Below are 17,953 nucleotides of genomic sequence, written 5' to 3' on the forward strand. Positions count from 1 at the left end.
GTGCGCGGGCGGCCGCCGTCGTGCTCCGGCAGTGCCGGTCAGGAGAGCCGCGAGAGGCCGGTCAGGAGGTCACTCCGACGCGGCGACCGCCAGGGTCTTCTTGCCCCGGCGCAGCACCGCGTACCGCCCGTGGAGCAGGTCCTCGCCGGCGAGTGCGGCGTCGTCCGACGTCACCTTCACGTTGTTCACGTAGGCGCCGCCCTCGGCGATCGCCCGGCGCGCCGCACCCTTGGACGCCACGAGCCCCGAGCCCACCAGGAGGTCGGCGACCAGGTCGCCGGCCTTGGCCGTCACGCGCGGCAGCTCGGCCACCGCACCCGCGAGCGTCCGGGCGTCGAGGTCGTCGAGCGAGCCGCGGCCGAACAGCGCCTGGCTCGCCGCGATGACCGCCTCCGTCGCCCCGGCGCCATGGACCAGCGTGGTGACGTCACCCGCGAGCGCCTTCTGGGCCTCGCGTGCGAACGGCCGCTCGGCCACCTCGCGCTCGAGCTCCGCGATCTCCTCGCGGGTGCGGAACGTGAACACCTTGAGGTAGTTGACGACGTCGGCGTCGGCCTGGTTGAGCCAGAACTGGTAGAAGCCGTAGGGGCTGGTCATCTCCGGGTCGAGCCAGATGGAGCCGCCCTCGGACTTGCCGAACTTGGTCCCGTCCGCCTTGGTGATGAGCGGCGTGGTGAGCGCGTGCGCGCTCACGCCCTCGGCCTTGCGGATCAGCTCGACGCCGGCCAGCAGGTTGCCCCACTGGTCGTTGCCGCCGAGCTGCAGGGTGATGCCGTGCCGCCGGTACAGCTCGCGGTAGTCCATGCCCTGCAGCACCTGGTAGCTGAACTCGGTGAAGCTGATGCCCTCGTCCGAGGCGAGCCTTCGCGCCACGATGTCCTTGGACAGCATGGTGCCCATCCGGAAGTGCTTGCCGATGTCACGCAGGAACTCGATCGCGGACATCGGGGCGGTCCAGTCGAGGTTGTTCACCATCTGCGCGGCGTTGTCGCCCTCGAAGGACAGGTGCGGCAAGATCTGGGCGCGGATGCGCTCCACCCAGCTCGCCACGAGCTCGGGCGAGTTGAGCGTGCGCTCACCCGAGTCACGGGGGTCGCCGATGAGGCCCGTCGCGCCGCCGACCAGCAGGTAGGGCCGGTGGCCGGCGTCCTGCAGCCTGCGTGCCGTAAGGATCTGGACGAGGTTGCCGATGTGCAGCGACGGGGCCGTGGGGTCGAAGCCCACGTAATAGTCCACGGTGCCCTCCGACAGTGCAGAACGCAGCGCGGCCTCGTCGGTGGACTGTGCCACCAGGCCTCGCCATTGCAGCTCGTCGAAGATGTGGGTCACCGTGGATGCTCCTTCTGGTGGGGGTAGACCGGCGTTGTCGGTCAGATGTTGCTCGGCGGGCTCGTCGGCCCGATGGTCATAGTCTGCCCGACGGCGGCGATGGGCTCGCCCTCATTCCATCCCGGCGCGCGCCCGCGCCTCCGGGGTCACGGGCGTGAACAGGTTGACCAGGGTGCCGTCGGGGTCGCGGACGAGCAGCGACCGGTTGCCCCACGGCATGGTTGTCGGCGGAGTCACGGTCTCGACCGTGTCGCCGAGGCCCGCGAACAACGCGTCGACGTCGTCGACGAGGAACTCCACGATCGCCGTGCGGTTGGCCGCCGGGTCCGCGGAGCCCGGGCCGAAGAGCTGGACCGTCCGGGTGCTGCCGATCGCGAGGGTGCCGCGGTCGGTGCGCAGCTCGGCGAAGTCGGGCGACGGGCGGTCCGCCGTGGCGCCGGTGACGCGTTCGTAGAAGGCGGTCAGCCGGTCGACGTCGTCGGTGATGAGCCGCACGGAGGCGAGGGTGGCGCGGTGCATGAGGATGGACCTCCTGGTCGGGCCACGGTCTCTCCGTGGCTCGCGACCAGCCTCCGACCGCTCCGCGACACCCCTGTGTCGGTGTTTCCGCGGTCGGTGTTTCCGCAGCAGGCCGGGAGCGCGGGTCAACCAAGGAACGTCAGGGTGCGCAGGTCGCCGTCGGGCACCTGGACGTCCTCCGGGCGGACCACGCGGCGGGGCGCGCGCTCGCTGGTGGCCGTGACCCGGTCGACGCGGTCGAGGCGGAAGGCGCGGATCCCGTCGCGCAGCCGGCACCAGGCCAGCAGGTACCAGCCCGTGGAGGATCCGACGAAGCCGAGCGGCTCGACGTCGCGCGTGGTCGCGGCGCCGGCCTTGTCGGTGTACCGCAGGCGCAGCACCCGGCGCGCGGTGATCGCGTCGGTGAGGACGGCGGGGACCGGCGGCACCTGCGGCGGCGCCCCCAGCAGGTGCACGCGGGCGGCGAGGTCGTGGGCGGCGGTCGCGTCGTCGTCCCGCATGGCCGCGAGGATCTTGCGGAGCGCCGTCGAGCCCGCGCCCGCGAAGGGTGTCCCGGCCAGGCCGCCCAGCGCGACGGCGACCGCGACCGCCTCGTCCGGGCTGAAGTTGACCGGCGGGAGCGTCCTTTCGCGGTCCAGGCAGTAGCCCCCGGTGCGGCCCGGCTCTGCCCAGACGGGCACGCCCGTCTGCTGCAGCGCGCCGATGTCGCGCTCGATGGTCCGCCGGCTCACCTCGAACCGGTCGGCCAGCCAGGACGCGCTCCGCGGGCGCGGCGAGACGGCCCGCAGCTCCTCGACGATCGCGTACAGGCGGTCGGTCCGGTTCACCCCGCGAGCCTATGCGCCGCGGGCACGGGACCCGCCTTCTTCCCAATCCAACGATTATCGATTACTCTCCCCGAGACGTCACTCCACAGTCGTAGGCCGTACGCCGCAGGCCCACGCACAGCACCCCCTGGAACGCTGCGGCAACCCGAGAGGATCAACGATGATCAAGCACCGCACCCTGGCGAGCGTGGGCACGCTCACGGCGGCCGCCCTCACCCTCGCCGGCTGTGCCGGCGACGGCGGCGACGCCGGTGGTGGCACCACCGAGCTGAGCCTGCTCGTCAACGTCACCCCCAACCTCACCGAGGAGTTCTGGAACGAGCTCGTCGCGCCGTTCGAGGAGGCCAACCCCGGCATCGACGTCGTCGTGCAGAACCCGGGCGCCGAGGGCGTGGCCGCCGCGCTGCCCCGGCTGCTGACCGCGGGCGACGCGCCCGACGTCGTGCAGTCGATGCCGCCCACTGTCGACCTGGCCCCCGAGCTGGTCGACCTCTCCCAGTACGACTGGGCCACGACCGGTCCCCTGGCCGACCAGTACTCGATCGACGGCAAGTACTACATGGCCGGCATCGGCTTCCAGCTGCAGAGCCTGTGGTTCTACAACAAGACCGCCTTCGAGGAGGCCGGCATCGCGGAGACTCCGACGACGGTGGAGGAGCTCACCGACGCGCTCGGCAAGCTCAAGGACGCCGGCTGGACCCCGATCCAGACCGGCGGCGACTGGATGACCAGCCACTCCCTGCAGGCGCTCGGCCTGCCGACGATCGTGGCGCAGGACCCGGACTGGTTCGCCGGGATGAGCGCGGGCGAGACCACGTTCGCCGAGACGTACGGGCAGACCGTCGAGACGTACGCCGGGTGGGTGGCCGAGGGTTACGTGCCCAAGGACGCGCTGGGCATCAAGTACCCCGACGCGGAGCAGGCGTTCCTGTCCGGCAAGAGCGCGATCTACCCCATGGGCAGCTGGTTCGCGGGCACCGAGGCCAAGGCCGAGGAGAAGGCCGAGATCGGCGTCTTCCGGGCCCCCGCCGCCGACGGCGTCGACGCCCCGGCGATGGGCGCGAACATCGCGAGCCCCTACTCGATCCTCAAGACCAGCGAGGACCAGGACGCCGCCGCCAAGCTCGTCGAGTTCCTCGTGACCGACCAGACGGCGGTCGCCGACCAGCTCGAGGTGGACGGCAACTTCCGCGACGGCTACGAGTACGAGATGGACGCACTGGGCCAGGAGCTGCAGCAGATCGTGGCCAACACGCCCGCCGAGTCGTACACCCCGACGGGCCAGGGCTACGGCGAGCGCACGCTGCCGACGGGCTACTCGGACGAGATCAACGCCCAGACCCAGGCCCTGATCGGCGGCACCCCGGCCGCCGACGTCGAGTCGGCCATGGACGACTGGTTCGCCTCCAGCATCGGCTGAGGCAGCACCGGTGACCCACATGGCAGACACGCTCGCCGTCGTGCCACGCCCTCGCCGCCGCTCGGCGGCGCGGGTGTGGCGCGACCGCCTCCCCGGGATCGTCATGGGCGGCCCCGCCGTCCTGGTGTTCCTCGCGATGTTCATCGTGCCGATGGTCCTGGCGTTCGTGCTGAGCCTGACCGACTGGAACGGCTACAGCCTGAACTTCACGTTCATCGGGCTCGACAACTACGCCGAGGCCTTCCGCAACCCGCGCACGGTCGACGCCGCGATCTTCACCGGCGTGGTCGCGTTCTTCGGCACGGTGCTGTGCAACGGCGTCGGGCTCACGATCGCGGCCCTCATCTCCGGCTCCGGCCGCGCCAACACGCTGATGCGCACGATCTTCTTCTACCCGTACATCATCAGCGCGCTGATCATCGGGTTCCTCTGGTCGGCCATGCTCGCGCCGGAGGGCGCCGTCAACGGCCTGCTCGGGCACCTCGGCGTGCCGCCCGTCCCGTTCCTCACGGAGGTCGCGTTCGCCAAGGCGAGCGTGATCCTGACGATCGTGTGGTCGCACTTCGGCTTCAACATGATCCTGTTCCTGGCCGGCATCAAGTCCGTGCCGACCGAGTACTACGAGGCCGCCACCGTGGACGGCGCCTCGAAGTGGCAGCAGTTCCGCAACGTGACGCTGCCGCTGATCGCCCCCGTGTTCACCGTGAACCTCGTGCTCACGCTCGTGGGGCTGCTCAAGGTCTACGACATCGTGCTGGCCCTGACCGACGGCGGTCCCGCCGGGTCCACCCAGACGATCGTCTACCAGGTGCTGCGGGACTCGTTCGCGCAGTCCGAGCTCGGGTTCGGCGCGGCGCAGTCCGTGATCCTGCTGCTGGTCACGGCCGTGCTGGGCCTCGCGGTGACGTTCGCCCGACGCGGCGCGGAGCAGAAGGTGGCCGACTGATGCGCAGATACCCGACCCCCCGGCGCCGGCTGCGCGCCCCCGGCGTGGGCAGCGTGCTCAAGTGGGTGCTGCTCGGCGCCGGCGCGCTCGTCATGCTCGTGCCGCTCTACATCATGGTGATCAACGCCTTCAAGCCGCAGGACGCGATCATCGCCTCGCCCCTGGCGATCACCCCCGACACGTTCAGCCTGGAGTACCTCCGGGCGGCGCTGACCAGCGAGAAGTTCAACGTGGTGCGCGCCTACGGCGTCACGCTGCTGTTCGTCGCGCTGGTCAACGTGTTCGGCATCGCGCTGGCCGCGCCCGTCGCGTACGTCATCGCGCGCGGCCGGTCGAAGTGGCACCTGGGGCTGCTGCTCCTGTTCGTCTCCGGGCTGTTCATCCCGGGCCAGGTGACGCTGATCCCCGTCGTGTTCGTGCTGCGGGTGCTGGGGCTGATCAACACGATCCCCGGCTTCATCCTCTTCGAGACGGCGGCCACGCTGCCGGTCACGATCTTCCTGTTCGCCGCCTACCTGCGCACGGTGCCGCGGGACATCGACGAGGCGGCGTCCCTGGACGGCGCGGGCAAGATCCGGGCGTTCTGGTCCTGCATCTTCCCGATCATGCGGCCCGTGGTGGCCACGATCGTGGTGCTGAACTCGATCAGCGTCTGGAACGACTTCGTCAGCCCGCAGATCATCCTGGGCCCCGGCTCCGGCATCTACACGGTGACCACCGGCGTGTACGCCGCGGTCGGCGAGTTCTCGACGGACTACACCACGGTCTTCCCCACGCTGCTGCTCGCGGTGACCCCGGCGATCCTCTTCTTCGTGCTCATGCAGCGGCACATCATCGGCGGCCTGGTCGCCGGGGCGACGAAGGGCTGAGGCGATGACCGACGACACCGCGCACCCGCGGATCCCCACCACTCCCCTGACCGAGGTGCCGGCCTGGGCCGTGCTCGAACGGCGCCTGTTCGACGCGACCGAGGAGGCCTGGCGCCTGTTCGCGCGCCGGTACTGCGGTCCCGACGGCCGCATCCTGCACGCGGGCGGGTTCGAGCACCGCGACGGCGTGGACGACCTCTACGAGCCGTTCTTCAACTGGCCGGCCTTCTACGCCCTGGGCGGCAGCGACGACGTGCTCGACGCCGCCAAGCACCACTTCGAGGGCGTGACGGCGCAGCTCACCGAGGCCGGCATGCTCACCGGCGAGTACGAGAACGGGTACGACTGGTTCCACCAGGGCGAGTCGCTGCTGTTCTTCTACGGCCTGTGCGCCGCCGACCCGGGCGACGAGCGGTTCGCCGAGCGCGGCCGGCGGTTCGCGCGCCTGTACACCGACCCGGAGCACGGCAACTACGACCCGGCACGCAACATCGTCACCGCGCCGCACAACGGCGCGCTCGGACCGCTGCCGGGACTGGGCACGGAGTGGCTCACCTACCCGGCGTCGCTCGACTACATGAAGGCCTACGGCCTGCCGCTGCACGGGCTGCCGGGAATCACGCGCTGGTCCGACCTGGAGGACCCGGCGCACGCGCAGCTCATGGGCGACGAGCTGCAGCGGCGCGCGGCCGGGGACACCGCCGTGAACCTCGCGGCCACGTCGCTGGTCACCAACGCCTGGCTGTACGACGGCGACGCCGCCGCGGCCGCGTGGGTCACCCGGTACGTCGACGGCTGGCGCGAGCGCGCCGCCGCCGCGGGCGGGCTCATGCCGGACAACGTGGCGCCCGACGGCGTCGTCGGCGGGCTGCACGACGGCGCCTGGTACGGCGGGCACTACGGCTGGACCTGGCCCCACGGCCTGCACTCGGTGGGCATGAGCACGCTGATCGGGGCGATCAACGCGTCGTTCGTCTCGGGCGCCGTGCCCGGACCGGCCCGCGACGACGGCCCGCTCGATCTCGTGCGCACCATGCTCGACACGGTGCTGGAGCACTCGATCACCGCGCCCGTCACCGTGACCCCGTTCAGCCTGCGCGGGAGCTGGCTGGAGCGCCTCGGGCCGCACGCCGCCGAGCCCGCGCTGCTGGTGCCCTACCGGTACGGCGCCGAGGGCTGGTTCGACTTCGGCCCGCTGCAGCTCGACCTGCCCACCTGGCTGTGGTGGTGGACCCGCGACCCGCGCGACCGCGAGCGCCTGGACCGCGTGCTGGACGGCACGCCCGGCGCGCGCGAGGTGCGTCCGTTCCGGGACAAGGTCGAGGCGGGGCACGAGGGCCCGTGGCTCACGTTCCTCGACGGCGCGCTGCCCGACTATCCGGAGCGCGCGCTGTCGATGGCACTCGGGCAGCTCGCCCGCCGGGTCGCGGTGATGGACGCCGAGCCCGTGGACCCCGACTCCGTGCACCTGCATTTCTGGCAGCGCGCCAACCCCGTGGTCACGGAGGTGCTGGGGCAGCTCGTCACGGGCACGCCGCAGACGCTCTACAACGGGGGCCTGCCGTTCGCGGCCGTGAGCTACACCGACGCCGACCGGTCGCGGCCGGGCCTGCCGCCCGACGTCGCGGCCCTGGTCACGCGCCTGGACGGCGACCCGCAGGCGGGGCGCGTCGAGCTGACGCTGGTCAACCTCTCCCCCACGCGCGCCCGGCGGGTGCGCGCGCGGCCGGGCCGGTTCGGGGAGCAGCGCCTGACCGGCGTCGTGGCCCGGGGCGAGTCCGGCGGCGTCTACCCGGGGCCGTCGACGGCGTCCGCGGGGCGGGCCGGGACGCCGTCCTCGGTGAGCCTTCCCGTGGACGGCGGCGACGTGCTGGTCGAGCTGCCGCCGTCGCACCGCGCGGACCTGGTGCTGCTCACCGCCCCCGGCACGGCCGCGCCGCGACACCCGGGTGCCGCGACCACCCACCCCGAGTTCCAGTCCCAGCCCCGAGAAGGAGCCTCCTCATGACCGAAGCCCCCACCCACGCCGGCCTGGACGGGCTGCCCACCGATCCCACCGCGGGCCTGGTCCGGCCGGACGTCACGCTCCCCGTGCGGGGCGAGGCCTTCGAGCGGGCCGACGCCGACACCCTGGCCCGGCTGGGCGAGGTGTCGTCCGCGACGGCCTGCGCCAAGCTGCACGGGCTGGGCATCCGCCGCTCGTTCGTGGAGGGGCCGCGGCCCCTGTCCCCCGGGTACAAGGTCGTCGGTTCCGCCCTCACGCTGCAGTTCATGCCGCAGCGCGAGGACCTCGCCGCGGGCGACGAGCAGGAGTACGTGGAGCGGCACACCGCCCTGTGGCACGTCCTGGAGACCGTGCAGCCCGGCGACGTGCTGGTGGTCCAGGCGTTCGGCAGCCTGTACTCCGGGTGCGTGGGCGACATCCTGGCCCGCTACTTCCAGCGCAAGGGCGGCGCCGGCATGGTCGTCGACGGCCGCATCCGCGACTCCGGGAAGATCCGCGACCTGGGGCTGCCGGTGTGGTCCACGGGCAGCACGCCGCACTACGCCTCGCAGTCCGAGCTGTTCCCGTGGGCGTTCGACGTGCCCGTCGCCGTGGGCGGCGTCCTGTGCCTGCCGGGCGACCTCGTCGTGGCCGACGACGACGGCCCCGTCATCGTGCCGCGCGCGATGGCCGACCAGGTGATCGAGTCCGCGCGGGACCACGAGGAGTGGGAGGTGTTCAGCCGCGGCCGGCTCGACGAGGGCGCCCGGCTGAGCGACTACTACCCGCTGACCCCCGACACCCGAGGGGAGTTCGAGGCATGGCGTTCCGCGCAGCCCTCCGCCCGCTGAGCCCGGCCGGGCCGGGCCTCGACCCGGGCCCCGCCCAGGCCGTCGCCGCCGCCTTCGGCCTGGGCTGCGCGCCCATCGGCAACCTGTTCACGCCCGTGGCCGCGGACGCCGCCGAGGCGACCGTCGGCCGCGCCCTGGAGCGCGGCGTGCGGTTCTTCGACACCGCGCCGCACTACGGCGAGGGCGTCAGCGAGCTCCGGCTCGGCGCCGCCCTGTCGGGCGTGGACCGCGACAGCGTGGTGCTCGCCACCAAGGTGGGGCGCACCATCGTCGACGCCGACGGCGCGCCCGTCCCGACGGGCGGCACCGGGGTCAACACCGTCGGCGACCTCAGCCGCGACGGCGTGCTGCGCTCCCTGGAGGGCAGCCTCGCGCGGCTGGGCACCGACCGCGTGGACCTGCTCTACCTGCACGACCCGGCCGACGTCGACGCCGCGCTGCGCGGCGCCCTGCCCGCCCTCCTGGAGCTGCGCGACCAGGGCGTGGTCCGGGCCGTGGGCGTCGGCATGGGGCACAACGCGCCGGTCGCGCGCCTGGTGCGCGAGGCCGCGGACGCGCTCGACGTCGTCATGCCCGCGGGCCGGGTGACGCTGCTGGACGGCACGGCCGAGGCCGACCTGCTCCCCGCCGCCCGCGAGCGGGGCGTGGGGGTGATCGCCGCGGGCGTGTACAACTCCGGGGTGCTCGCCGACCCCGTGGCCGCGCCGTACTTCGACTACCACCCCGCGACGCCGGAGCAGGTGGCCGGCGCGCTCCGCATGGCGGCCGTGTGCGCCGCGGCCGGACTCCCCCTGGCGGCAGCCGCCGCGCGGTACCCGCTGCGCGTGGCGGGAGTCGAGGCAGTGGTGGTCGGGGCGCGCACCCCGGCCGAGGTCGACGTCTTCGCCGACGCCGCCGCAGCCGACCTGACCGATGATCTCTGGGCCGCGCTCGACGCCGCACGGTCCGCGCCCGCTCCGGCATGAGCGACGGCATGCTCGACGGCATCGTCGACGCGCACGTGCACCTCTGGGACACCGCGGCCATGCGGATCTCCTGGTTCGCCGAGCGCCTGGGCCTGCCGCGGCGCATCGGCCCGGACGACCTGGCCAGCGCCACGGCGACGTCCCCGGCGCCCGTGCGCGCCGCCGTCGCCGTGCAGGCCGCGGACACCGAGGGCGAGGCGCGCTGGCTCGCCGCCCGGGCCGCCGCGCACGGCCCCCTGCCCGGGCCGGTCGTGCTCCAGTACGACGCGCGCCCCGGCGACCCCGCCGCCTGGGCCGGGATGGCGCAGCCGCTGCTCGACGACGGCGTGCCCGTCGCCGGCCTCCGGCTCGCCGTCCCCGGCGGCGCGGCCGACCTGTCCGACGTCACCGGGCTCGACGCCCTGTGCGAGGGGCTGGCCGCCACCGGGCGGGTGCTGGAGACCCTGGTGCGCCCCGAACAGCTCGCCGCCGTCGGGGCGCTCGCCGACCGGCACCCGGCGCTCGACGTCGTCGTCTGCCACCTGGGCCTCGGCGCCGGGACGCCCGGGCAGCCGTGGCGCGACGCGCTCGCGGCGCTCGCCGCCCGGCCGCGCGTGCACGCCAAGCTCTCCGGCCTGCACACGGCGGGCCCGGACGACGCCGACCGGGTCGCCGCGATCGCCCGGGCCGCCGTCGACCTGCTCGGTACGGAGCGCCTGCTGTTCGGCAGCGACTGGCCGATGTCAGCCCGCGTCGCGCCGTACGCGGAGGTCGTCGCCCGTACGGCCCGCGCGCTGCCGGCGCTCGACGACGGTACGACGGCGGCCGTGTGGTCGGGGACGGCGGAGCGGCTCTACGGCGTCACCGCCTGACCGTCACCGCTTGACGAGAACCTCGGGTCTCCTGCCGGCGCGGACCGCCACGATCGCGATGTCGTCGTCGACCGTGGAGCCGTCCGTGGCGGACAGCATGCCGCTCAGGGCGCACTCGACGATGGCGCCCAGGTCCGCCCCGTGGGTTCCCTCGAGCACCTTGGCGAGCTGGTCCAGGCGGGCACGCAGGCCGCTGTCCCGCCGCTCGACCAGCCCGTCGGTGTACAGCAGCAGGGTGTCGCCGGGACGGAGCTCGACGGCGTGGTCCCGGCGTACCACCCCCGAGTCCATGCCGAGCAGCAGGTCGTTGCGGATCCGGAGGATCTCGCTCGTGCCGTCGGCCCGGACCAGGATCGGCGGCAGGTGGCCGGCGCTGGACCACCGCACCGTGCGCGTCAGGTCCCCGCGCGGTCCGGCCGGCTGCTCGACGCACGCCACGAGCGCCGTGGCAGTCGCAGAGCTCCCGAGGGCGAGGCCGTCGATGGCCGCGTCGACGCGCTCCAGCACCCGCGCGGGCGTCTCCTGGCTGTCGTAGCCGATGGCCCGCACCAGGGAACGGATCTGCCCCATCGCGACGGCGGCGTCGAGGTCGTGCCCGATCACGTCGCCGATCACCACGGTGGTCGCGCCGTCCCGCCGCGTGAACGCGTCGTACCAGTCGCCCCCGATGTCCCGCTCGACCGCGGCCGGCTGGTAGTGCACGACCACCTCCAGGTCGTCGATCTGCGGCGGGTCGGTCAGCACGGCCTGCTGCAGCGCCAGGGACACCTCGGTGGCCCGGGCCCGCTCCTCCTCCGAGTGCACGGCCCGCAGCCGCAGGGCGTCGTCGTGCACCCGGCGCCGGACGACGTCGCGCAGCGCGGCGGCGACCGTCGTCGACAGCACCATCATGAAGCGGGCGTAGTCCGCGTCCCAGGGCCGCACCTCGGTGCCGCACAGGACGAGCGCGGCGATGACGCCGCTCCCCTGGCCGGACCGCACGGGCGTGACCACCATGCCCGGGACGACCTGGCGCCGGCCGGAGGCGAGCGCGCGGACCACGAGGCGCAGCTCGCTCTGGTCCGAGGCGCCCCCGGACTCCAGGACCACCTCGGGGCCGCTCGCGGCGTAGACCGCGACCCGGGCGACGTCCGCGCTGGCGGCCAGCACGCCGACCACGGGCAGGGCGAAGGACCGCAGGTCGGTGAACGTCGCGGGCAGGGCCGCGTGCACCTCGCCGAGCACGGCCAGCCGCCGCTGGTTGACCACCTCGCGCGTCGTCTCGGTCGCGATGTCGAGCACACCCACGACCCGGCCGTCGTCGTCCGACAGCGGGCTGTAGGAGAAGGTGAAGTAGGTCTCCTCTGCGTACCCCGACCGGTTCATCAGCAGGTACATGTCGTGGCTGAGCGTCGGCTCCCCCGTGGTCAGCACGGTGTCGAACAGCGGGCCGATGTCGTCCCAGATCTCGGCCCACACGACCCGGGCGGGCGCGCCCAGCGCGGCGGGGTGCTTGTCGGTGCCGAGCATGTCCCGGTAGCCGTCGTTGTAGATGAGCGTGAGGTCCGGGCCCCAGACCATCATCACCGGGAACCGCGTCGAGAAGCACAGCCGCACGGCGTGGCGCAGCGACTCCGGCCATGCGCTCGGCGGACCGAGCGGGGTGGCCTCCCACGCGACGGTCCAGGCCTCGCGACCGACGGCGCTGCGTGCCGTCGCCTCCTCGAACCACCCCGATCTCACACGCGAATCGTAACGAATATGCCTCGCCGGCCTAGCCTTTGGAGGGGGTGAGCCTGGCTTGTCCAGTTTTGTTCTGGCTTCGGGCTCAGCCCGCGTCGGGGTCGTCGGCGTCGGCGTCGGCGTCGGCGTCGGCGTCGAGCAGGGTCCCCGCGGCGTGCGCCTCGAAGAGGGCCGAGGCGGCGTCGGCGTCGCCCCCGTCCAGGACGTCGAGCAGGCTGCGGTGCCAGTCGGCGACCTCGTGCCAGTCGCCGGTGAACTCGGGGTCGCCGAGCAGGTGCATGGAGCGCAGGCTCGGCTCGATGATGTCCCACATGCGCGGCAGGTAGGTGTTGCCGCTGGCCTCGATGACGGCGCGGTGGAACCCGAAGTCGAGCTCGCGGAACGCGGGCAGGTCCTGGGCGTCGACCGTGCCGTGCATGGCGACGATGACCTCCTCGAGCCGCGCCCGGGTCTCGGGCGTGAGGCGCCCGCAGGCGAGCCGGCCCGCGAGCGCCTCCAGCGCCACGCGGGCCTGCTTGGCCTGCTGGGCCTCCTCGTCGGAGTGCTTGGTCACGAAGTTGCCCTGGTGCCGCACGTGCGTCACCAGGCCCTCGTGCGCGAGCTGCTTGAGCGCGTCGCGCACGGGGGCCTGGCTCACGCGCAGGCGGCGGGCCAGCTGGGACTCGACGAGCTGCTCGCCCGGGGCCAGCTGCGACGACTTGATCATCGACTTGACCAGGTCGTAGATCTGGTCGGACAGCAGCCCGCGCTCGAGGCCCGAGATCCCGCTCAACGCATCAGTCATCCACCCAGCCTAGCGGCATTATCGACAATCGTTTGTGCACCGGAGCGGTAGGCCGCGAGCCAGGCGTCGGCGATGATGCGCGACCCCGCGGGCGTGGGGTGCACGCCGTCGGGGGCCAGGGCGACGGCGCCCTCCAGCCCGCCGGCTCCCGTGGCCTCCGCGGCGGCGGTGAGCAGGGAGTGCAGCGGCACCAGGGCGGCGCCCGCCTGCTCCGCGAGGCGCGCGACGACCTCCCGCTTGCCGGCGAGGTCGTCGAGCCAGTCGTGCTGCTCCGGCCGCACCGGCAGGAGGAACGGCTCCACGAGGACCAGGCGCGGGCTGCCCGGCACCCGGTCCAGGAGGCGCAGGTAGGTGGCCTCGAAGTCCTCGGCGCTCGTCGGGTCGTCGTTGTCGAAGCGGCGCCAGGTGTCGTTGACCCCCACGTACACGCTGAGCACGTCGGGCGCGGTGCCGGCGACGTCACGCTCCCAGCGCGCCTCCAGGTCGACGGCGCGGTCGCCGCCGATGCCGACGTTGCGCACCTCGGCGCCGGGCAGGTCGGCCGCCACGAGGCTGACGTAGCCGTCGCCGAGCGACCCGGTGTCCGCGCGGTCGCGGCCGGCGTCGGTGATCGAGTCCCCGACGAAGACGAGTCGTTCGGCCTGTCCGCCGGTGATACCGCTGCTGGTCATGAAGCACTCCCTCGTGTGATGAACGGGTCCGACGGTACCGGGCGCTGCGGCGTCCGAACGCCTCCCGTTCATTGTCAGCGATTATCGATTAATGTAGCATCGCTCCCGCTGCCAGCCGCGGGTCGAGGACGACCCGCAGTCCATGACCATCACCGAAGAGGTCGGAGCACTCGCAATGAAGCGACATCTGTCAGCCCTGCTCGCCGCCGCCGTCGCCACGTGCGTCGTCGGCGCGACTGCCACCAGCGCGGCCGCCACGGCCGCCCCGCAGCAGACCGGGGCCCAGCACGCGTCAGTCACCACGACCGCCATCGACAAGGGGCCCGATCAAGACCCCGGTAAAGGCCCTGGGAAGGGACCCGGCAAGCCGAAGCCCGGCAAGCCCGGCAAGCCCGGCAAGGGCCCGCACGCCCCCGGCGCGCGGGGCACGATCTACCTCGCGCCGGACGGCGACGACGGCGCCGCCGGCACCGAGGCCGCGCCGTTCGCCTCGCTGGAAGCGGCGCGCGACGCCATCCGCGCGCTCCGGGCGGCGGGCAACCTCCCGGCCGACGGCGTGACCGTCTACCTGCGGGAGGGCACGTACGAGCGCTCGGCGTCGTTCACCCTCGGCGCCGAGGACTCGGGCACCGCCGCCGCGCCCGTCACCTACCGCTCCTACCCGGGCGAGACCGCCACGATCTCCGGCGGCAAGGAGCTGCCCTACGACGGCTTCTCCCCCGTGACCGACCAGGCCGTGCTCGACCGCGTGATCGAGACGTCGGCCCGCGACGACATCCTCCAGATCGACCTGGGCGAGCTGGGCATCGACGACTACGGCCAGCTCAGCCGGCACGGCTACTGGAAGGCCAACGACGTCAGCACCACGCCGCCCATGGAGCTGTACGTCGACGGCCAGGACATGACGCTCGCCCGCTGGCCCAACGCCGGTGCCGTCCAGGACACCGTGCAGATGAACAAGATCGTCGACGTCGGCCCCACCAAGGACGACGCCGACCTGCAGGACCGCGGCGGCACGTTCAGCTACTCCTACGACCGGCCGCAGCACTGGGGCCAGGCCGACGACATCTGGCTCGACGGCATCTTCGGCCAGAGCTGGGAGTGGTCGTACAACAAGATCGAGTCGATCGACACCGACGCCCGGACCATCACGCTGCGCTACGGCGAGATGTCGGGCCTGATGAAGACCTGGTACCCCGACTTCCACTTCGCCCAGAACCTGCTGGAGGAGCTCGACGCCCCCGGCGAGTACTTCATCGACCGGGACACCGGCATGCTGTACCTGGTGCCGAACGCGTCGTTCCTCGCGGAGCGGGGCGCGCCCGTGGTCACCACGCTCGACGAGCCGATGATCCGCACCGACGGCACGTCGTACGTGACGTTCGACGACCTGGTGCTCGACTACGGGCGGGCGAACGCCGCGGTCATCCTCGGCGGCAGCCACGTGACGATCTCGAACAGCGACGTCCAGAACTTCACCGACGGCGGGGTGCTCATCAACTCCCCCGGCCGGTACACGTATGACGGGATCCCCGTGAACCGCGGCGGCACCGACCACGCCGTCGTCTCGAACGACATCCGCCACGTGGGCGGCGTCGGCGTGGTGCTGCAGGGCGGGAACAAGACCACCCTGGCGCCCGGCAACAACCGGGTCGAGGACTCCCACATCCACGACTTCGCCTACTACCACAAGGCCTACAACCCGGGCGTGATGTTCGACGGGGTGGGCAACGTGGCGCGCGGCAACGAGATCAACGACGCCCCGCACCCGGGCATCATCGTGCACGGCAACGACCACCTGTTCGAGCAGAACGAGGTGTACGACGTCTGCAAGACGTTCCAGGACCTCGGCGCCATCTACATGAACTCGGGCGAGACGCCGCAGCAGCGCGGCCACGTGTTCCGGCAGAACTACTTCCACGACGTGGGCCTGACCAAGCACGGCGTCGAGGGCATCTACGCCGACAACTTCACGTGGGACCTGAACATCGAGCAGAACGTGTTCGTGAACATGGGCAACGACGCGATCAAGTCCGGCTCGGCCGACTACATCGACGCCGTGAACAACGTGTTCGTCGACACCACGGTGCCGTACGACAACTACACGCAGTGGATGGGCGACGGCGAGGGCAACACCGTCGACCGGGTGTACCTGCCCAAGTGGCAGAAGGTGTTCGCCGACAACGGCGACTTCGCCGGCACGCCGTACCTGACGAAGTACCCCGAGCTGGGGCACTTCTTCGAGGACAACCACTACTTCCCGGACCACAGCTCGTTCGACCGGAACGTGATCTGGAACCCGAACCGCACCCGGAACCCGGACGTCAACGCCGAGGGCGCCCTGGACACGAAGAACCTGCTGAACTACGGGGACAACTGGGTCACGGACGCCGACCCCGGCTTCGTCGACGCCGCGAACGGCGACTGGTCGTTCACCGCGGACGCCGCCGTCTTCGACCAGATCCCCGGCTTCGAGGCCATCCCGTTCGACGAGATCGGCACGGACGGGCACGTGGGTCAGTCGCAGACGCCGGACGAGGTGGCGCTGGAGTCCCTGGCGTTGCCCGGCGACCAGCTCACGATCACGCTGGGCGACGAGCTGTCCGTCGCGGCGCAGGCCGTGCCGTGGAACGCGACGGACCAGGCCGTCACCTACGCCTCCAGCGACCCGGAGGTCGCGACGGTCAGCGCGGCGGGTGTGCTCACCGCGATCGGACCGGGCGAGCTGGTCGTGACCGTGGAATCGAAGGCCGACCCCACCATCCGCGACGAGATGGCGGTCACGGTGGCCGCCGGCGACGGCGTGCTGCACTCGACCGACTTCGAGTCGGGCGCGAACGGCTGGCCCACCGACGCCAACCGGGCGATCGTCGACGACGGCACGGGCGACCACGTGCTGCGCATCAAGAACGGCGCCAACACCCAGCTCGACCGGCAGTTCTCGTCCTACGCGCTCGACTTCACGGTCACCACGCCGGCCGACGTGCCCGAGGGCGGGCAGCTGCTCGTCTACGACCGCACGGGCGCCACGCCGGGCGGCTACGTCCGGTACCGGCACGCGGCGGCCGGGTCCACGTGGACGATCTTCGACTCCGCGTGGGGCACGGTGAAGCAGGTGACCCTGCCCGCCGGCGAGGGCCTGGAGCCCGGCACGCAGTACGCCGTGCGCGTGGTGGTCACGCCGGACGGCGTCCGGGTGCTGCTCGACGGCGACGTGGTCGTGGAGGGCGCCAACCCCGCGCCCGCGGCGGCCGGCAAGGTCGGCTTCTACGTCCAGGGCTTCACGGCGCTGGACTTCGACGACGTGACGTTCTCGCTGGTGGGGGTGGACCCCACGAGCGTGACGCTCGCGCCGTCGGCCGCCACGATCGAGCCCGGCGAGACCCGGGAGCTCGACGCCACGTTCACGCCGGCCGACGCGACCCGCACCCGCCTGGACTGGACGTCCAGCGACGAGGCGGTCGCCACCGTCGCCGACGACGGCACCGTCCGCGGCGTCGGGGCCGGCACCGCGACGATCACCGCGACGTCGACGGCGGTGCCGGGCCTGTCGGCGTCGTCCACGGTGACCGTGCAGGCGGCCGACCACCCCGTGACCGACCTCGGCGCCGAGATCCTCGACGCGGCGGCGTGGGCGCCGTCCGGCGGGGTGACCGTCGCGGACGGGGCGGCGCACCTGGCGCCGCGCAGCGCGTCCGGGTTCGCCCCGGCGACGTTCGGCGACGAGCTGTTGCGGTTCGACACGTCGTTCGGTGACTTCAACGGGGGCTGGTTCGGCTTCTCGGTGCGGTCGAAGTCTGCCGGCAACCCCGTGTGGACCAACAGCAACTCGGGGTACCTCGTGGTCATCAAGGAGGACGTCATCGAGATGCAGCGGTGGAAGCCCGACGTCTTCATGATCGACGTGTTTCCCAACACGGTGATCGAGCCGAACTCGACGCACGAGGTCACGTTCGGCGCCGTCGACGTCGAGGGCGGCATCCGCGTGGTGCTGCGCGTCGACGGCGAGCCGGTGTGGAGCTACCTCGACGACACGGCGAACAACGCACTGGCGACGGACGGTTACTTCACGACGTACCGCCAGGGCCCGGCGGGCGAGATGGCCATCTCCCCGCTCGACTGACCCTCCCCCATCCGTTGAGTGCGGGCTATTTGTCGAGCGACCCGCGTCTACTCGACAAATAGCCCACACTCCACGAGGGGGGTCAGGGGAGA

The 17,953-nt window shown here is 72.5% G+C and carries 14 protein-coding genes; 8 read left to right on the top strand and 6 right to left on the bottom strand.

All coding sequences use genetic code 11. The annotated features are described in order from the left end of the window. Nucleotides 1-69: 69 nt before the first annotated feature. The 3 genes from tyrS to ACFWEJ_RS16235 all read right to left on the bottom strand — a co-directional run bounded on the left by tyrS (nt 70) and on the right by ACFWEJ_RS16235 (nt 2,675). On the bottom strand, nt 70-1,329 hold the full coding sequence (gene tyrS, locus ACFWEJ_RS16225; RefSeq protein WP_377230240.1) for a tyrosine--tRNA ligase: 1,260 nt from the start codon (nt 1,327-1,329) through the stop codon (nt 70-72). A 111-nt stretch (nt 1,330-1,440) separates the two neighbouring features. Beyond that, entirely contained in the window at nt 1,441-1,848 is a 408-nt protein-coding gene (locus ACFWEJ_RS16230; protein ID WP_377230241.1) for a VOC family protein, read from the bottom strand. Nucleotides 1,849-1,973: 125 nt separating this feature from the next. After that, on the bottom strand, nt 1,974-2,675 hold the full coding sequence (locus ACFWEJ_RS16235) for a helix-turn-helix transcriptional regulator (RefSeq protein ID WP_377230242.1): 702 nt from the start codon (nt 2,673-2,675) through the stop codon (nt 1,974-1,976). Between the two features lie 160 nt (nt 2,676-2,835). Here ACFWEJ_RS16235 and ACFWEJ_RS16240 point away from each other — a divergent pair, with 160 nt between their 5' ends. Genes ACFWEJ_RS16240 through ACFWEJ_RS16270 form a run of 7 tightly spaced genes read left to right on the top strand, consistent with a single transcriptional unit; the run spans nt 2,836 to nt 10,561 of the window. Further along, entirely contained in the window at nt 2,836-4,095 is a 1,260-nt protein-coding gene (locus ACFWEJ_RS16240) for an ABC transporter substrate-binding protein (protein WP_377230243.1), read from the top strand. 19 nt (nt 4,096-4,114) lie between these two features. Then, nucleotides 4,115-5,041: a carbohydrate ABC transporter permease gene (locus ACFWEJ_RS16245; protein ID WP_377230244.1), complete on the top strand. Its 927-nt coding sequence runs from the start codon at nt 4,115-4,117 to the stop codon at nt 5,039-5,041. Then, nucleotides 5,041-5,910, top strand: coding sequence for a carbohydrate ABC transporter permease (locus ACFWEJ_RS16250; RefSeq protein WP_377230245.1), 870 nt, complete (start codon nt 5,041-5,043; stop codon nt 5,908-5,910). The genes ACFWEJ_RS16245 and ACFWEJ_RS16250 overlap by 1 nt, the downstream gene beginning before the upstream one ends. Before the next feature lie 4 nt (nt 5,911-5,914). Next, the gene (locus tag ACFWEJ_RS16255) at nt 5,915-7,918 is read left to right on the top strand and encodes a hypothetical protein (RefSeq protein WP_377230246.1); all 2,004 of its coding nucleotides are present in this window, start codon (nt 5,915-5,917) and stop codon (nt 7,916-7,918) included. Beyond that, nucleotides 7,915-8,745, top strand: a complete 831-nt coding sequence (locus tag ACFWEJ_RS16260; RefSeq protein WP_377230247.1) for a ribonuclease activity regulator RraA — start codon at nt 7,915-7,917, stop codon at nt 8,743-8,745. Before ACFWEJ_RS16255 ends, ACFWEJ_RS16260 begins: the two co-directional genes overlap by 4 nt. After that, nucleotides 8,715-9,710 (top strand): aldo/keto reductase, encoded by a 996-nt coding sequence (locus ACFWEJ_RS16265; RefSeq protein ID WP_377230248.1) that lies wholly within the window; start codon nt 8,715-8,717, stop codon nt 9,708-9,710. The genes ACFWEJ_RS16260 and ACFWEJ_RS16265 overlap by 31 nt, the downstream gene beginning before the upstream one ends. Continuing rightward, nucleotides 9,707-10,561: an amidohydrolase family protein gene (locus tag ACFWEJ_RS16270; protein WP_377230249.1), complete on the top strand. Its 855-nt coding sequence runs from the start codon at nt 9,707-9,709 to the stop codon at nt 10,559-10,561. The genes ACFWEJ_RS16265 and ACFWEJ_RS16270 overlap by 4 nt, the downstream gene beginning before the upstream one ends. 3 nt (nt 10,562-10,564) lie before the next feature. Here the strand turns inward: ACFWEJ_RS16270 and ACFWEJ_RS16275 are convergent, their stop codons facing one another. From ACFWEJ_RS16275 to ACFWEJ_RS16285, 3 genes are all read right to left on the bottom strand, one after another. Beyond that, entirely contained in the window at nt 10,565-12,283 is a 1,719-nt protein-coding gene (locus ACFWEJ_RS16275) for a SpoIIE family protein phosphatase (protein ID WP_377230250.1), read from the bottom strand. Nucleotides 12,284-12,368: 85 nt separating this feature from the next. Next, nucleotides 12,369-13,067, bottom strand: coding sequence for a GntR family transcriptional regulator (locus ACFWEJ_RS16280; RefSeq protein ID WP_377230251.1), 699 nt, complete (start codon nt 13,065-13,067; stop codon nt 12,369-12,371). Beyond that, nucleotides 13,064-13,738 (bottom strand): SGNH/GDSL hydrolase family protein, encoded by a 675-nt coding sequence (locus ACFWEJ_RS16285; RefSeq protein WP_377230252.1) that lies wholly within the window; start codon nt 13,736-13,738, stop codon nt 13,064-13,066. Before ACFWEJ_RS16285 ends, ACFWEJ_RS16280 begins: the two co-directional genes overlap by 4 nt. A gap of 175 nt (nt 13,739-13,913) precedes the next feature. On the opposite strand from ACFWEJ_RS16285, the gene ACFWEJ_RS16290 reads away from it, so the two are divergent. Further along, nucleotides 13,914-17,861 carry an Ig-like domain-containing protein gene (locus ACFWEJ_RS16290; RefSeq protein WP_377230253.1) on the top strand — a complete coding sequence of 1,316 codons (3,948 nt, stop codon included), beginning with the start codon at nt 13,914-13,916 and terminating at the stop codon, nt 17,859-17,861. Nucleotides 17,862-17,953 lie beyond the last annotated feature (92 nt).

This window comes from Promicromonospora sp. NPDC060204 (assembly GCF_042728455.1).
In the GTDB taxonomy this organism is placed as follows: Bacteria; Actinomycetota; Actinomycetes; order Actinomycetales; family Cellulomonadaceae; genus Promicromonospora.

Coding starts and splice junctions, on each gene's coding strand:
- ACFWEJ_RS16230 (WP_377230241.1), bottom strand. CDS start 1,848: ATGCACCGCGCCACCCTCGCCTCCGTGCGGCTCATCACCGACGACGTC.
- ACFWEJ_RS16240 (WP_377230243.1), top strand. CDS start 2,836: ATGATCAAGCACCGCACCCTGGCGAGCGTGGGCACGCTCACGGCGGCC.
- ACFWEJ_RS16245 (WP_377230244.1), top strand. CDS start 4,115: ATGGCAGACACGCTCGCCGTCGTGCCACGCCCTCGCCGCCGCTCGGCG.
- ACFWEJ_RS16250 (WP_377230245.1), top strand. CDS start 5,041: ATGCGCAGATACCCGACCCCCCGGCGCCGGCTGCGCGCCCCCGGCGTG.
- ACFWEJ_RS16255 (WP_377230246.1), top strand. CDS start 5,915: ATGACCGACGACACCGCGCACCCGCGGATCCCCACCACTCCCCTGACC.
- ACFWEJ_RS16260 (WP_377230247.1), top strand. CDS start 7,915: ATGACCGAAGCCCCCACCCACGCCGGCCTGGACGGGCTGCCCACCGAT.
- ACFWEJ_RS16265 (WP_377230248.1), top strand. CDS start 8,715: ATGGCGTTCCGCGCAGCCCTCCGCCCGCTGAGCCCGGCCGGGCCGGGC.
- ACFWEJ_RS16270 (WP_377230249.1), top strand. CDS start 9,707: ATGAGCGACGGCATGCTCGACGGCATCGTCGACGCGCACGTGCACCTC.
- ACFWEJ_RS16280 (WP_377230251.1), bottom strand. CDS start 13,067: ATGACTGATGCGTTGAGCGGGATCTCGGGCCTCGAGCGCGGGCTGCTG.
- ACFWEJ_RS16285 (WP_377230252.1), bottom strand. CDS start 13,738: ATGACCAGCAGCGGTATCACCGGCGGACAGGCCGAACGACTCGTCTTC.
- ACFWEJ_RS16290 (WP_377230253.1), top strand. CDS start 13,914: ATGAAGCGACATCTGTCAGCCCTGCTCGCCGCCGCCGTCGCCACGTGC.